Genomic DNA, 14,373 nt, shown 5'->3' with positions numbered 1-14,373 from the left:
CCCCCCGATCTTCCCGAGTGGAGGAAGAATGTCCCTATCTGCCTCACGGCGGCCACACCAGTACCTTCGAGGGCTTCTCGTCGCGTTACTGGTCGCCTTGATCGGCGTTTCCCCTGTCGCCTTCGCCCCGTCGGCGTCGGCCGCCGGCGGCGTCGTCGACGCACCTCTCCGGCTGACCATCGACAACAAGAATCCGCTGCTCATTACCCAACTCCTGATCGGCTACAACTTCGGCCAGGATCCCGGTTTCCGCCGCGACCTCAACGAGGGCTGGAACATCAAGCAGGCGTGGGCCGCTCTGCCCGATGAGCTCAAGGGGCACACGGCGTTCGTGCTGCACCCGGGACACAACCAGTGGGCCGACGCGAACCCGTCCGTCACCCGCCGGTGGGTGGAGGACAACCTCGCCGAAGGCCGGGACCTCGGCATCCCGATGCTCGTCCTGTGGGGTGAGTCCCCGACCGCTCCCGCCGACAAGTACGAGTGGATCGAGAAGCTCTACCAGACGTATCCGAACTTCGTCGGCACGGTCGTGTCGGAGCTGACGAACACCCTGAACGACCTGCCGAAGATCCTCGAACTGGCCAACCGGTATGGCGGGTTCCACGTTCTCGGTTCGATGGAAGAGGCGAACCTCCTCGGCGCCAAGATGGAGGACCCGGCGTTCTGGAGCAGCATCACCCGCTACTCCAAGAACTTCATCCTCGACCCGAAGGACATGCACGAGAACTTCGACACCGCCAACGCGCAGGCGCTGGGCGCTTGGATGGCCGGTGCGGTGGGCAACTGGGGGCCGTACTTCGACGGCTACGCCTACTACGGGTGCAACGTGTTCGGGCAGGGCAGCAGCGGTTCGCTGAGCCGCGGCGACCGGTGCTCGCGGTCACAGCCGGAGACGGTCTACGCGATGGCGATGCTGGACCAGTGGCAGAACGGGGCGACCGTCTTCCACCTGGAGAACCAGATCGACGTCCCGGCGCCGAACAACCTCTACACGCCGACGTTCTACCAGTCCGTGCTTCCCGCGATGCGGTACATGCTGACGCACGCCGGGCCCACCAGGGACGAGGTCATCGCCAAGACCAAGGTGGCGTTCTCCGAACGCGAGGGCACGATCAGCTCGCTGTCGGACACCGTGTCCGCCCGCAACGCCCGCACCACCTTCTTCGACCTGTACGAGAAGGTGCCGGACGCCCTGGGCGGCCAGCAGCTCTGGTACTACCTGCGTTCCTCCGGCCGGTACGGCATCATCCCCCGGCTGCCCAAGCTGACCGGCCAGGACGTCGTCGACAAGATCGGCACCGTGCTGACCAAGTCGACCTACAACGCGCAGCTGATCGCCGGTGACGCGAAGAAGGCCTTCTTCGACGAGCGCTACCCGCAGATCTCCACCGGCGACGCGTTCGCCCAGCAATGGAACGGCCACTGGCTGGTCTACAACTCGCGTTACTGGGACAACGTCAACCAGGACGCGTCCCTCCACCTGAACGGCACGACGTTCACCCAGGTGGACATTCCGGAGATGACACCGCACACGTTCGCGACGCTCGACGAGAGCGACCACAAGTTGTCCGTGCTGGTCGACAACTACCGGTCCGACCGCAGCCAGGACCTGCTGCGCGACGACGGCCGGCGGGACATGGAGTTCATCAGGGACTACCCCAAGTACGCCTACGTGCCGCACGCCGCCGACGACCAGCTCAGGACGACGACGATCCGCGTCCACACCACCACGCGGCCGGTCCTCACGATCTCCGGCTACGACGGGCAGTACACCTACGCCCAGCAGTGGAACCCCGGCACCGGCGTGTACACGCTCACGCTCAACCACAACGGCGTCGTCCAGTTCGACCTCACCACCACCTCGGACGACACCGGCTGGACCCAGGTCGGCGGCAAGGACAAGCGCATCCTCACCGACAAGGGCGACCAGGTCTTCACCTTCGACGGCACATCCATTCAGTGGACCACCCCGGCCAAGGCGAAAGGCACCGCCCGCGTCCTGGTCGACGGCGTCGTCTACGCCGATTCCTACGACGAGGCTTCCGGCGTCCCCTTCCGCGCGACCGGCCTGCCGAACGGCCCGCACACACTGCGGATCGAAAAGATCAAGGGCGGGAAGCCGGAGATCGACCACCTGTCGTACGTGCCATCGGTCGAGCACATGCTCAGCGACGTCCACGACGACGACTTCACCTACGCGACCGCGGCCGAGGACCAGAACACGGTCTTCGGCTCCGACAAGTGGCGCGTCGCCGACGGCCAGCTCAAGCTCCTGCCGTACGTCTTCCCCTTCTTCGGCGACGTCTCGGTCTACAACACGAACGTCAAGGCGGCCGACGTCGTCTACGACGCGAAGATGACGCTCCTCAAGGGCACGACCGGACAGCTCATGCTGCGGGCCGACGAGAAGAACAAGACCAGCTACATGCTGCGGCTCGACCCCAACCGCGTCGGCGAGGGCGAGCGCGCCACGGCGACCACCGGGGACGTCCAGCTCATCCTCGACCACGCCACGACGCTGGCCGTCAACACCAACATCGACCTGGTCACGGATCGCCAGTACGCCGTGCGGTTCCAGGCGATCGGCGACCAGATCAAGGCCTGGATCGACGGCCAGCTCGTCATCGACTACACGGTCACCGCAGCCCAGCGCCGTACCGCCGGATACAGCGGCATCCGGATCGCCCAGCGCAACGGCGGCGGGCTCGGTGACTTCGTCTTGCTCGACGACGTACGGCTCAGCGACCCCGACGGCAAGGAGCTGTACCGCAGCGACTTCGCCGACTGGGACGCGGCCAAGGGCTGGATCACCGAGGGCGCCCTGGTGTTCGGCGCCAAGGACACCCGGACGAGCTTCGAGTTCCCGTGGCAGTGGCAGACGGCCTCGGGAACCTGGAAGGTCGTCAACACCGATGTCTTCACCAGTGGTGAGACCGGCTACTACACCGGCGAGACCGGCAAGGACGAGGGCGTGGTCACCGCGGGACGCGAGGCGCCCTGGAGCGGGTCCGGGTACCTGTACTCCTCCCAGTTGCGCGTCGACAGCGGCAAGAGCGCGGGGTTGCTCCTCCGGGTCCAAGACCCCGACAACCTCTACCGGGCGGCCCTGAACCTCGACAAGCAGACGATCACGTTCGACAAGCGGGTCCGCGGCAAGTGGAAGAAGATCGCCAAGGCGGCATCCCCCGTCGAACTCGTGGCCGGCAAGTGGTACGCGATGAGGGTCAGCGCACGCGGCGACCTGTTCACCGTCACCGTCAACGGCAAGAACGCCCTGTCCCTTCAGGACGACACCTTCACCGGCGGTGGCGTCGGCTACTACCTGGACAAGAAGAGCACGGGCAGCTTCGACGACGCCCGCGTCGCCGCACTGCCGGTCGCGCCCGCGACCGGACCGGTCGAACTGACGGTCGTTCCGGAGGACGGCACCGCCGGACGGCACATCGTCGGCTACGACGTGGCCGGGGTCAAGACCGTCAAGGACAGCCAGCCGAAGTTGCCGGAGCAGGTCACCGCGATCTTCTCCGACGGAACGCGGGACAAGGTCGGCGTGACGTGGCCCGCGATCGGGGCCGATCAGCTCGCGATCGCCACCACCCCGTACGTGGACGGCCAGACGCGCGGCAAGTTCACCGTCGAGGGCACAGTCCAAGGCACCGACCTCAAGGTCCCCGTCCTGGTGACGGTCATGCCCAAGCTGGCTCAGCCACTCACCACAAGCCTGGTCTACAACCCGGGCACCCCGGCGCTTCCGGCGCAGACGTTCCCCAACGCGCGCTTCGACGCGGGCGGCGGCGTGACGTTCACCCGGTTCGTGTACGTGCGCTGGGACCAGGCGATCACCGGTGACAAGGACCAGACCCTGACGGGCACGATCGCCGATCATCCCTGGGAGAAGGCGACCGCGACGGTCAAGGTCAACATCAAGCCGCCGAACCTGGCGCTGAACAAGCCGGTGACCGCCTACGGCCAGACCACGAACGCGAACCGGACGCCGGCCAAGATGGTCGACGACGACGCGACGAGCGGCTGGTACTCCGGCGGGGCGACCGACGGAGCGTTCTCCGACGGCAACTCCGGCTCCACTCAAGGGTCGCTGTGCACGTGGGCGTATGTCGATCTGGGTTCCGACAAAACGATCGGGTCCTACTCGATCCAGTTCGGAGAGAATCTCGCCACCTACGGGGCGATGTACAACTCCCCGTTCCAGATCCAGGTGCTCTCCCAGGCACAGGCGGACGCCCACACGGCCGCTGAGCGGAACTCCAGCACGTGCACACGGTTGAGCGGCGGCAACGGCTACCCGACCGTCTCCGCCGACAAGGACATCTGGACGACCGTCTCGTCGGGCGTCGGAACGGCGACGTCCGAGACATACCAACTCGGCCAGCCGGTCACCGCCCGGTATATCCGGGTGTTCTCCAACGAGCCGCTCACCGCGCACCGGTACGGCGCGGCGGTGTTCGACTTCGAGGCCTACGCGGGGTGACGGTCACCGGTTGAACGAAGAAAGGTACGGCCTGCGTCGCGATCGCGACGCAGGCCGTACCTCTTCGGTTCAGACGAGCAGGGGGAGCAGGGCGTTGAGCCGTCCCGAGGCGAAGCCCGACAGGTCCAGCGAGCAGAAGGTGAACCCCGCGCCGCGCACCGCGGTGTCGATCCGCTCGCGCAACTCGCTCGCGCGGGCGATCTCGGCGGACGGGACCTCCACCCTGGCAAGGGTGCCGCCCGAATGGGCGCGGACACGGCAGACCGGGAAGCCCAGGCCGCGCAGTGCCGCCTCGGCGACCTCGATCCGGCGGAGGACCTCCGGCGTGACCGGATCGCCGTAGCTCACCCGGGAGGCGAGGCACGGCGCGGCGGGCTTGTCCGCGGTGACCAGGCCGAGCTCCCGGCTGAGCGCGCGGACTCCGGCCTTGGAGAGCCCCGCGTCGACCAGAGGGGCGATCGCACCACGCTCATCCGCCGCGCGCCGGCCGGGGCGGTGGTCACCGAGGTCGTCGAGGTTGGTGCCCAGGGCGATCCGGGCGCCCATAGCACGGGCCAGCGGGGTGAGCGCGTCGAACAGCGCCGACTTGCAGTGGTAGCAGCGGTCCCGGCCGTTGGCCGTGTACTCGGGCCGGTCGCCCTCGTCGGTGCAGACCTCGATGTGCGCCAGGTCGTGCTCGCGGGCGAACGCCTTCGCCGCCGCCTTTTCGGCGGCGGCGAGGCTGGGGGAGACCGCTGTCGCGGCCACCGCCCGGGCTCCCAGCACGTTGGCGGCCACCACGGCCAGCAGCGCCGAGTCCACGCCGCCGGAGTACGCGACCACGACCGCGTGTTCGCGGCTCAGGCGCTCGGTCAGCCGGTCCATGCCCTCACTCATGCGTCGCCTCCAAGAGAGCGTCCTCGACGCCGACGATGTGCACCGCGGAGTGCAGCCGCGCGCGCTCGGTGTCTCCCGCGCGCAGTGCCTGATAGATGAGCCGATGCTCGCGCAGCGTGCGCTGCACGGCGCCGGGGTCGGTCATGCCGCGCCAGACCCTGGCGCGGACCGTCCTGCCGGACATGTTCTCGATGACCGCGGCGAGAACAGCGTTGCCGCACAGCGAGGTGATCAGGGAGTGGAAGGCGTGGTCGATGTCGACGAGACCGTCGTGGTCGACCGGGCTCCGGTCGGCGAGGTGCTCGGCCCGGGAGAGCAGATCGTCAAGCCGCGCCAGGTCCGGCTCCGACACCCGGGTCGCCGCCAGCGCCGTGGCCTCCGGTTCCAGCAGCCTGCGGACGTGCAGGAAGTGCCTGGCCTCCGCGTCGAGATGCAGGTCCGCGACGAAACTCAGGCCGTCGAGCAGCAGGCCGGGGGAGAGGCTGGTGACGTAGGTGCCGTCGCCCTGCCTGGTCTGGAGCACGCGCATCGTGGTCAGCGCGCGGACCGCCTCCCGCAGCGTGTTGCGGGAGACACCGAGCTGGTCGGCCAGGTCCTTCTCGACCGGAAGCTTCTGCCCGGGGAGCAGTTCGCCGTCGACCAGCATCTGCTTGATCTTCTCGATGGTGGCTTCGATGACGCCCACTCAGACTCCCTGTGACCAGTGCCGGCCGTCAGGGTAGCGGTAGGTGTCGACGGATTCGGAGTGCATCCGCGTGCTGTAGCCCGGAAGTTCCGGCAGCCGGTACCGGCCGGCGTCGATCCGGACCGGGTCGGTGAAGTGCTCGTGCAGATGGTCGACGTATTCCAGAACGCGGCCGTCGAGGGTGCCGCTGACGCAGACGTAGTCCACGACGGACAGGTGCTGGACGATCTCGCACAGGCCGACGCCGCCGGCGTGCGGGCACACGGGAACGCCGAACTTGGCGGCCATGAGCAGGATCGGCACGATCTCGTTGACCGATGCGAGCCGGCAGGAGTCGATCTGGCAGAAGTCGATGGCCCCGGCCTGTAGGAGCTGCTTGAACATGACCCGGTTGTGCGCGTGCTCACCGGTGGCCACTCCGACGGGCGCGACCGCCTGGCGGATGCGTGCATGGCCGAGGACGTCGTCGGGGCTGGTGGGCTCCTCGATCCAGAGTGGACCGAAAGGGGCGAGCCGGTTCACCCAGTCGATGGCCTGGGGAACGTCCCATACCTGGTTGGCGTCCATCATCAAGGTCCGGTCGCCGAGCTCCTCGCGGGCGATCCCCAGCCTGCGGACGTCGTCCTCCAGGTTGGCGCCGACCTTGAGCTTGACATGGGTCCAGCCTTCTTCGACCGCCTCCTTGCACAGCCGCCGGAGCTTGTCGTCGGAGTAGCCGAGCCAGCCGGGCGAGGTCGTGTATGCCGGATAGCCGCGGACCGCCAGATCGGCGATGCGCTGCTCCCGGGTGGGAGCGAGCTTCTCCAGCATCTCGATCGCCTCGTCAGGGGTGAGGACATCGGTGAGATAACGGAAGTCGCACGCGGCGACGAGCTCGGCTGGGGTCATGTCGCTGATCAGGCGCCACAGCGGTTTGCCCGCGCTCCGGGCTGCGAGGTCCCATGCGGCGTTGAGGACGGCCGCCGCGGCCAGGTGCACCACGCCCTTCTCCGGGCCCAGCCAGCGCATCTGGCTGTCGGACATGATCTCGCGGTAGAGGCCGCCGAGGTCGGAGGTGACCTCGCCGACGTCCCGGCCGACGAGCGGCGCGGCGATCTGCCGCGCCGCCGCGACGCACAGATCGGTGCCGCGGCCGATCGTGAAGGTCAGCCCGTATCCCGAGTGGTCGGCGTCGGTGCCCAGGATGACGTACGCGGCCGAGTAGTCGCCGTCGGGATTCATGGCGTCGGAGCCGTCGAGCGTCGCGGAGGTGGGGAACCGAACGTCGACGACGTCGACGGTGGTGATGGTGGGCATCGGCCAAACTCCCAAAAATTAACCCGATGAATATGGCAGACGGTAAGACTGATGGCGAGGAGGCGTCAACCCGATCGCACGGTGGAAGGGCCACTTTACGCACGGGTGCGAAATATGCCAGGCTCGTCGGTGTCACAAAGGTTGGGTGAATCCCGAGTAAGGGGTCGAGATGAGATTGCTGAGAGTGGGGCCGTCCGGCGGCGAGCGGCCGGCGGTCATCGGGCCGGACGGCCGGGTGCTGGACCTATCGTCGCTGACCGCGGACATCGACGGCGCCTTCCTCGCCGATGACGGCGTCGCCCGAGTCCAGGCTGCCGTCGCCGCCGGAACGTTGCTCGAGGCCGGGCCGTACGAGCGGGTCGGCGCACCGGTGGCCCGGCCCGGAAAGATCGTCTGCATCGGGCTGAACTACTCCGACCACGCTGAGGAGACCGGTGCCGAATCACCGGCAGAGCCGGTCGTGTTCCTCAAAGCGTCCAACACCCTGGTCGGTCCCGACGACACGGTCCTGGTGCCGCGGCGCAGCGTCAAGACCGACTACGAGGTCGAACTCGCGGTGATCATCGGAAGGACCGCGCGCTATCTCGACAGCCCGGCGGAGGCCGCCGGCGTGATCGCCGGCTACGCGATCGCCAACGACGTCTCCGAGCGCGAGTTCCAGAACGAGCGCGGCGGCCAGTGGGACAAGGGCAAATCCTGCGAGACCTTCAACCCGCTCGGACCGTGGCTGGTGACACCGGACGAGGTCGGCGATCCCCAGGCGCTCGGCCTGCGGTTGTGGGTGAACGGCGAGCCTCGCCAGAACGGCGACACCAAGAACCAGATCTTCGACGTCCAGCATGTGATCTGGTACCTCAGCCAGTTCATGGTGCTGGAGCCCGGTGACATCGTGAACACCGGAACCCCGGCCGGAGTGGCCCTCGGTCGCGGTCCGGAGGCCTATCTGCGCTCAGGCGACGTCGTCGAGATCGAGATCGACGGCCTCGGCCGCCAGCGGCAGAAGGTGGCGCAGGCATGAGCGACGACTTCGACGGCCTGGTGGCGGTGGTCACCGGCGGCGCGTCCGGCATAGGCCTCGCCGCCGCCCGGGAACTCTCCCGGCGTGGCGCGCAGGTCGCCGTACTCGACGTGCGGCCCGAGGTGGCGGACCCGCTCACCGGGTTCGCCTGCGACGTCACCGATGACTCCAGCGTGCGTACGGCGGTCGCCGGAGTCGCCGATCGGTTCGGGCGGATCGACGTGGTCGTCAACAACGCGGGCATCGGCGCGCAGGGCACCGTCGCCGACAACGCCGACGCGGAGTGGTTGCGCGTGTTCGACCTCAACGTGGTCGGCATCGCCCGGGTCACCCGGGCGGCACTGCCGTATCTGCGGCGCTCGCCGTCCGCGGCGATCGTCAACACCTGCTCGATCGCCGCCACGGCAGGGCTGCCCCAGCGGGCGCTGTACTCGGCGTCCAAAGGCGCCGTGCTGGCGCTGACCCGCGCGATGGCCGCCGACCACATCCGTGAGGGGATCCGGGTCAACTGTGTGAACCCCGGCACGGTGGACACTCCGTGGATCGAGCGGCTTCTCGCCGCCGCCCCGGACCCGGACGGAGAAAGGGCCGCATTGCGGGCACGCCAGCCGCACGGCCGGCTCGTCACCGCCGAGGAGGTCGCCGCAGCCGTCGCCTACCTGGCCGGCCCCGCCTCGGGTTCCACCGTGGGCGTCGAACTGCCCGTCGACGGCGGCATGGCGGGCCTCCGCCTGCGGCCCGTGTCGTCATGAGGATCGGTTCCGGTCCGCACGACCTCGGTACGGCACACCACGCGGGAACGGGGGAGACGATCATCCATGCTGGTTGACCTGGCTTACGGCAGCACCGGCCTGGCCATGGAGTTGCCCGCGGACCGCACCACGGTGATCACCCCCGTGGCACGGCCGGCCGTACCGGACGAGATGGCGGAACTCCGCCGGGCGCTGCGCCAACCCGTCGCGGGCCCGCCACTGCGCGAGCGGGTACGGCCCGGGCAGACCGTGGCCATCTCCGCCTGCGACGGCACCCGGCCGCAGCCCCGGCACCTGATGATCCCCGCGATCCTGGAGGAACTCGACGGACTGGTGGACCTCGAGGACGTCGTCATCCTGGTCGCCACCGGCACGCACAGGGGCAACACCGAAGCCGAGTTGCGTGCGATGTTCGGCGATCAGGTCGTGGACGGCGTGCGGATCGTCAATCACGATGCCCGCGACCCGGGCAGCCTGACTTGGATGGGCCGCCACGGCGACGGAGTCCCGGTGTGGCTCAACAGCGAATGGGTCCAGGCCGACGTGAAGATCACCACGGGTTTCGTGGAGCCGCACTTCTTCGCGGGTTTCTCCGGCGGTCCCAAGCTCGTCGCGCCGGGTCTGGCGGCGTTGGAGACCGTGTTGAAGCTCCATGACGCCGCACGCATCGGCAGCCCGAGGGCCACCTGGGGAGTCACTGCCGGCAATCCCGTTCACGACGACGTCCGCGCGATCGCCCTCGGCACGGGCGTCACCTTCGCCCTCGACGTCGTTCTCAACCGCGACCAGAAGATCGTCGCGGCGTTCGGCGGCGACCTGCTGCCCATGCATGCCGCAGCCACGAGTGCCGCCCGCCAGACGGCGATGCGGGCCGTCGATGCTCCGTTCGACGTGGTGATCACCACCAACGCGGGTTTCCCGCTGGACCAGAATCTCTACCAGTCCGTGAAGGGCATGAGCGCGGCAGCACAAGTGGTCAAGCCCGGCGGGGTCATCATCTGTGCCGCCGAATGCCGCGACGGCTTTCCCGACCACGGTTCCTACCGTGACGTGCTGACATCGGCGGCATCGCCGGGGGCGCTGTTCGAGGAGATCTCCAGTCGGGCCGTGACCGTGCCCGACCAGTGGCAGGTCCAGATCCAGGCACGTATCCAGATCGCCGCCCGAGTGATCATGCACACCTCGTTCCTGTCCGGGGCCGAGTTGGCCTCGGCCCACCTGGAGCAGACCGGTGACATCTCCGCCACCGTCGCCTCCCTGCCCGGTCGAGTGTGCGTGCTTCCGGAGGGCCCGATGACCATCCCTTATCTCGCAGAGGATTAGCGTGGACCACCACACGTCTGACCTGGGCTTCGCCCGTGTGGACATCGGCAGACAGGCCCGCCAGGGCCTGCCGGAGATCGTGTACGGACCGGGCAAGCAGGATGCCGAGATCGCCGCCATCGTCACCACGTTGATCGCCCGCAACACCGGACCGGTTCTGGTCACCCGTGTGGAGGCGGCCACGGCGGCCGCGGTCCACGCCGCCGTCCCCGGCGGACGTTACGACGAGGCGGCCCGCCTGCTCACCTGGCGTGAGGCGGACGACATCGGCTTCCGGGTCGCCGTCGTCACAGCGGGCACCTCGGACGGCCCGGTGGCCGCGGAAGCCGCGGCGGTGGCCACCGCTCTCGGGATGCGGGTCACCGAGATAAGAGATGTCGGAGTGGCGGGTATCCACCGACTGCTCGCCGAAACGGACAGGCTGCGGGACGCCGACACCGTCATCGTCATCGCGGGGATGGAGGGCGCGCTCGCCAGCGTGGTGGGCGGCCTCGTCGAGGCGCCGGTGGTCGCCGTCCCCACCTCCGTCGGGTACGGCGCTGCGCTAGAGGGCGTCACCGCTCTTCTGGCCATGCTGACCTCGTGCGCCGCCGGGCTCACCGTGGTCAACATCGACTCCGGATTCGGCGCCGCCCTCGCGGCATATCGTCTGACCAGGGTGTCGGCATGATTCTCTATCTGAACCCCTTCACCGGCCTGGCCGGGGACATGTTGCTGGCGGCGCTGCTCGACGCGGGCGCCCCGATCGAGGCCGTACGGCAGGCGGTCGCCGCGACGGGCCTGACCGGCTGGAGCCTCGACGCCGAGCGGGTGCGCAGCGGACCGCTGATGGCCACTCGCGTCCTGATCCAGGTCGACGACGACGCCACCGAGCGCCCCGCCTCGGTGTTGCGCGAGATGGCCGCGAAGGCCGGTCTGCCCGTCGCGGACGCGGCGCTCGCCGCCATAGCCGAGGCGGAAGGCGCCCTGCACGGCGTGCCCGTAACCGATGTGCACCTTCATGAGCTGGGCGGTCACGACACGCTGATCGACATCGTCGGCTGTGGCGCGGCGCTGCGTGCTCTGGGTGTCACCGAGGTTCACTGCGCGCCGCTTCCCCTGGGGAGCGGCACGGTCATGACCCGCCACGGGGTGCTGCCCGTTCCGGCCCCCGCGACGCTCGCCCTGCTCCACGGAGCCCGTGTGCGCGGCGATGCCATCGTGGGGGAGACGGTCACCCCGACCGGTGCCGCCCTGCTCAAAGCCGCAGGCACCTGCTACGAGTCACCGCCTCCGATGACGATCCGCGGCTCCGGCTACGGCACGGGCACCCGGATTCTGCCCGACCGGCCCAACGTGGTGGTGGCCGTGCTGGGGGAGCCCGGCGGCGGCGCGAGCACGCAGGTCGTCTTGTCCACCAACGTCGACGACGTGACCGGCGAGACGCTGGCCTATGTCATCGAACGAGCCCTGGCCGCCGGCGCCGCCGACGCGTGGTCGACGCCCGCGACGATGAAGAAGGGCCGCCCCGCGAACGTCCTGCACGTCCTCGTCGCACAGGACTTGGCGGACAGCCTGCAGGAACTGGTTCTCCGCGAGACCGGCAGCCTCGGCCTCCGGCGCAGCCTCGTCGACAAGGTGGCGCTGCCCCGGAGCACCGACACGGTGACGATCCACGGCGGTGAGGTGCGTGTGAAACGCGGCCCCTGGGGCGCCAAGGCCGAACACGACGACCTGGTCAAGCTGGCGGACGCCACCGGAATACCCCTGCGACAGCTCGCACGAGAGGCCCTCGACGCCCAATGACACGCATCGACGCCCATCACCACATATGGGATCTCGCGCGGCGGGAGCAACCCTGGCTCGACGCCGCCGAGATGGCGCCCATCCGCCGGAACTTCACCCTGACCGACTACGCGCGGGTCTCGGCGCAGGCCGAAGTCACCCGATCTGTGCTGGTTCAGGTGTCGGCCGACGCCCAGGAGACCAGGGAGTTCCTCGCGCTGGCCGCCGCGTCCGAGGTCGTCGCCGGCGTGGTCGGATGGGCCGACCTGACCGCGTCCGATCTCCCGGACGAACTCGACGCGCTGGCGTCGTCACCGGGAGGTGGGCTGCTGCGCGGCGTCCGGCACCTGGTCCAAGGTGAACCCGACCCGCGCTGGTTGTCCCGCGACGACGTCCGCCGAGGGCTACGGAACGTCGCGGCGGCCGGGCTGACCTACGACCTGCTGACGTTGCCCCACCAGTTGCCCGCCGCCATCGAGACGGTCCGTGCGCTGCCCGAGTTGAGCTTCGTGCTGGACCACCTCTCCAAGCCGCCCATCGCCACGGGCGAGCTGGAGCCCTGGGCAGGCTGGATCCGTGAGCTGGCCGATCTGCCGAATGTGACCTGCAAGCTCTCCGGGATGATCACGGAAGCGGAGTGGGACGGGTGGAACGTGTCGGGGCTGAGTCCCTACGCCGACGTCGTCCTTGACGCCTTCGGGTCCGAGCGGATCATGTTCGGCTCCGACTGGCCGGTCTGCCTCCTCGCCGGTGCTTACACCGACTGGGCCGATGCCGCGGAGACTCTTCTCATCACCGCGGGGTTGTCAGCGACCGAACGTGACGCCGTCTTCCACGGAACCGCGGCACGCGTGTACCAGCTGCGAACGGAGTCAGGAGCGGAAGACTCGTTACGGCACCAGTGAGCCGTGATGCTCGGCGCGCCATCAGTCCCCGGTTGAGAAGGTCACTTTCGGAGCCGGGAAAGTCGCTGCTCACGTCGATGTGGGGAGTGGCCCGGTCGACTGCCTCACGATGAGCCTCGGGCTCGGCAGGTCGGGGACGGGCATCTCCTCGTCCCAGATCTGCGCGCGCGCGGCGGCGTAGCAGGCCCGCCCCAATGCGACGAAATCCATCCGGACCGTGGTCAACGGGGGATTCCAGAACGCCGCGGACGGTGAGTCGTCGAACCCGACGATGCTCACATCACTGGGCACCGATCGGCCGGCCTCGCGGAGGGCGCGGTGGACGCCGAGTGCCAGATCGTCGTTGCCGCAGAAGATCGCGGTGACCTCCGGATCTCGCGCAGGCCGACCTGCCCGGTAACCGGCTTCCGCGCTCCATCCCGGCGGGCGCTTGGGCGGGATGGGGGCGCGCCCGGATCAGCGCCTGCCGCCAACCTTCCGAGCGGCTTCCCGGCCGTGAGGAGTTGAGAGTGGGCACGTGATGGACCGTGCGGTGCCCCAGCTCCAGCAGGTGATCGGTCGCCTCGGCTGCGATCACCTGCTCACACAGCCATACTTTCGGGCCGCGGGGAGGAAGTCCCGTCTCGGGCTCCGTGGTCCAGGACATCGGCGGTACGGCCAGGCAAAACGTCGATACGCTCGCGCGCCTGAGCGTCGATCAGCACGGTGGCGTAGCGGTGACGCCGGCGCAGAGCGAAGTCATCAACCCCCAGCACACGGGGCACCCGAGGCGTGGGCGAAGGCGCGCCCGGGTGGCCTTCCAGGACACCGGCCCCGCAGGGTTGCCCGTCACTCAGTCCGCAGCGAGTAGCGGGGCTGCGGCAAGCCGCACGTCCGCTCGAATCACCGCCGGTAGCGGGGAGCACGTGCAGCTTGGCCAAGACGTCCCGGAGCCGAAGGGCCGGGCTGCGCTGGTACGGCCGCACTCTGGCCGGGTGCCGGACTGTAGACGGCGTTCGTCATGGACTTCGCCTCGCTTCCGAGGGTGGGGGAAACAGGCGGCTGAGCAAAGGGGTGGGCGGTCAGCGCCCAAAGTTTTCTGCGAACGCCAGGACGTGCACGCTGGTTTCGCTGTCCTTGCGCATCTCTGAGCTGATGCCGGCGGTCATCGCTCCTCCACGTCGAAGCGAGCCCAGCTGCGCTCCGTCTCGCGGACCCGGACGGCGACAAGACGGCCCGGGATGCCCGGCTCGATGTTCTGGATGAACCAGCCGGCCAGGAAC

The 14,373-nt window shown here is 68.9% G+C and carries 11 protein-coding genes and 1 pseudogene; 7 read left to right on the top strand and 5 right to left on the bottom strand.

Annotated elements, in window-relative coordinates:
• Positions 1 to 28: 28 nt before the first annotated feature.
• Positions 29 to 4,492, top strand: coding sequence for a glycoside hydrolase family 98 domain-containing protein (locus tag Pmi06nite_RS31660; protein ID WP_203956833.1), 4,464 nt, complete (start codon positions 29 to 31; stop codon positions 4,490 to 4,492).
• Between the two features lie 69 nt (positions 4,493 to 4,561).
• On the opposite strand, the gene larE is transcribed toward Pmi06nite_RS31660, so the two are convergent.
• From larE to Pmi06nite_RS31645, 3 genes are read right to left on the bottom strand one after another with little or no spacing between them, the layout of a single operon-like run.
• Positions 4,562 to 5,368, bottom strand: a complete 807-nt coding sequence (gene larE, locus Pmi06nite_RS31655) for an ATP-dependent sacrificial sulfur transferase LarE (protein WP_203956832.1) — start codon at positions 5,366 to 5,368, stop codon at positions 4,562 to 4,564.
• Entirely contained in the window at positions 5,361 to 6,053 is a 693-nt protein-coding gene (locus Pmi06nite_RS31650) for a FadR/GntR family transcriptional regulator (RefSeq protein WP_203956831.1), read from the bottom strand. Before Pmi06nite_RS31650 ends, larE begins: the two co-directional genes overlap by 8 nt.
• Positions 6,054 to 7,349, bottom strand: coding sequence for an L-fuconate dehydratase (locus Pmi06nite_RS31645; RefSeq protein ID WP_203956830.1), 1,296 nt, complete (start codon positions 7,347 to 7,349; stop codon positions 6,054 to 6,056). It lies immediately after the preceding gene.
• Positions 7,350 to 7,518: 169 nt separating this feature from the next.
• On the opposite strand from Pmi06nite_RS31645, the gene Pmi06nite_RS31640 reads away from it, so the two are divergent.
• The 6 genes from Pmi06nite_RS31640 to Pmi06nite_RS31615 all read left to right on the top strand — a co-directional run bounded on the left by Pmi06nite_RS31640 (position 7,519) and on the right by Pmi06nite_RS31615 (position 13,111).
• Complete coding sequence (locus tag Pmi06nite_RS31640) at positions 7,519 to 8,367, top strand: fumarylacetoacetate hydrolase family protein (protein WP_203956829.1); 849 nt, start codon at positions 7,519 to 7,521, stop codon at positions 8,365 to 8,367.
• Positions 8,364 to 9,119, top strand: coding sequence for an SDR family NAD(P)-dependent oxidoreductase (locus tag Pmi06nite_RS31635; protein ID WP_203956828.1), 756 nt, complete (start codon positions 8,364 to 8,366; stop codon positions 9,117 to 9,119). Before Pmi06nite_RS31640 ends, Pmi06nite_RS31635 begins: the two co-directional genes overlap by 4 nt.
• Before the next feature lie 66 nt (positions 9,120 to 9,185).
• The gene (gene larA, locus Pmi06nite_RS31630) at positions 9,186 to 10,442 is read left to right on the top strand and encodes a nickel-dependent lactate racemase (protein WP_203956827.1); all 1,257 of its coding nucleotides are present in this window, start codon (positions 9,186 to 9,188) and stop codon (positions 10,440 to 10,442) included.
• 1 nt (position 10,443) lies between these two features.
• Entirely contained in the window at positions 10,444 to 11,112 is a 669-nt protein-coding gene (larB, locus tag Pmi06nite_RS31625; RefSeq protein ID WP_203956826.1) for a nickel pincer cofactor biosynthesis protein LarB, read from the top strand.
• Positions 11,109 to 12,227, top strand: coding sequence for a nickel pincer cofactor biosynthesis protein LarC (larC, locus tag Pmi06nite_RS31620; RefSeq protein WP_203956825.1), 1,119 nt, complete (start codon positions 11,109 to 11,111; stop codon positions 12,225 to 12,227). The genes larB and larC overlap by 4 nt, the downstream gene beginning before the upstream one ends.
• On the top strand, positions 12,224 to 13,111 hold the full coding sequence (locus tag Pmi06nite_RS31615) for an amidohydrolase family protein (protein ID WP_203956824.1): 888 nt from the start codon (positions 12,224 to 12,226) through the stop codon (positions 13,109 to 13,111). The genes larC and Pmi06nite_RS31615 overlap by 4 nt, the downstream gene beginning before the upstream one ends.
• A gap of 69 nt (positions 13,112 to 13,180) precedes the next feature.
• Here the strand turns inward: Pmi06nite_RS31615 and Pmi06nite_RS42225 are convergent, their stop codons facing one another.
• A complete protein-coding gene (locus Pmi06nite_RS42225) occupies positions 13,181 to 13,552 on the bottom strand; it encodes a substrate-binding domain-containing protein (RefSeq protein ID WP_373317345.1) in 372 nt (123 codons plus the stop codon).
• A gap of 179 nt (positions 13,553 to 13,731) precedes the next feature.
• Positions 13,732 to 13,887: pseudogene (locus tag Pmi06nite_RS31605) on the bottom strand (transposase); the annotation flags it as partial.
• Positions 13,888 to 14,373: the final 486 nt, after the last annotated feature.

This window comes from Planotetraspora mira (assembly GCF_016863275.1).
Taxonomy (GTDB): domain Bacteria; phylum Actinomycetota; class Actinomycetes; order Streptosporangiales; family Streptosporangiaceae; genus Planotetraspora; species Planotetraspora mira.
This window is presented reverse-complemented; position numbering and strand designations above follow the sequence as displayed.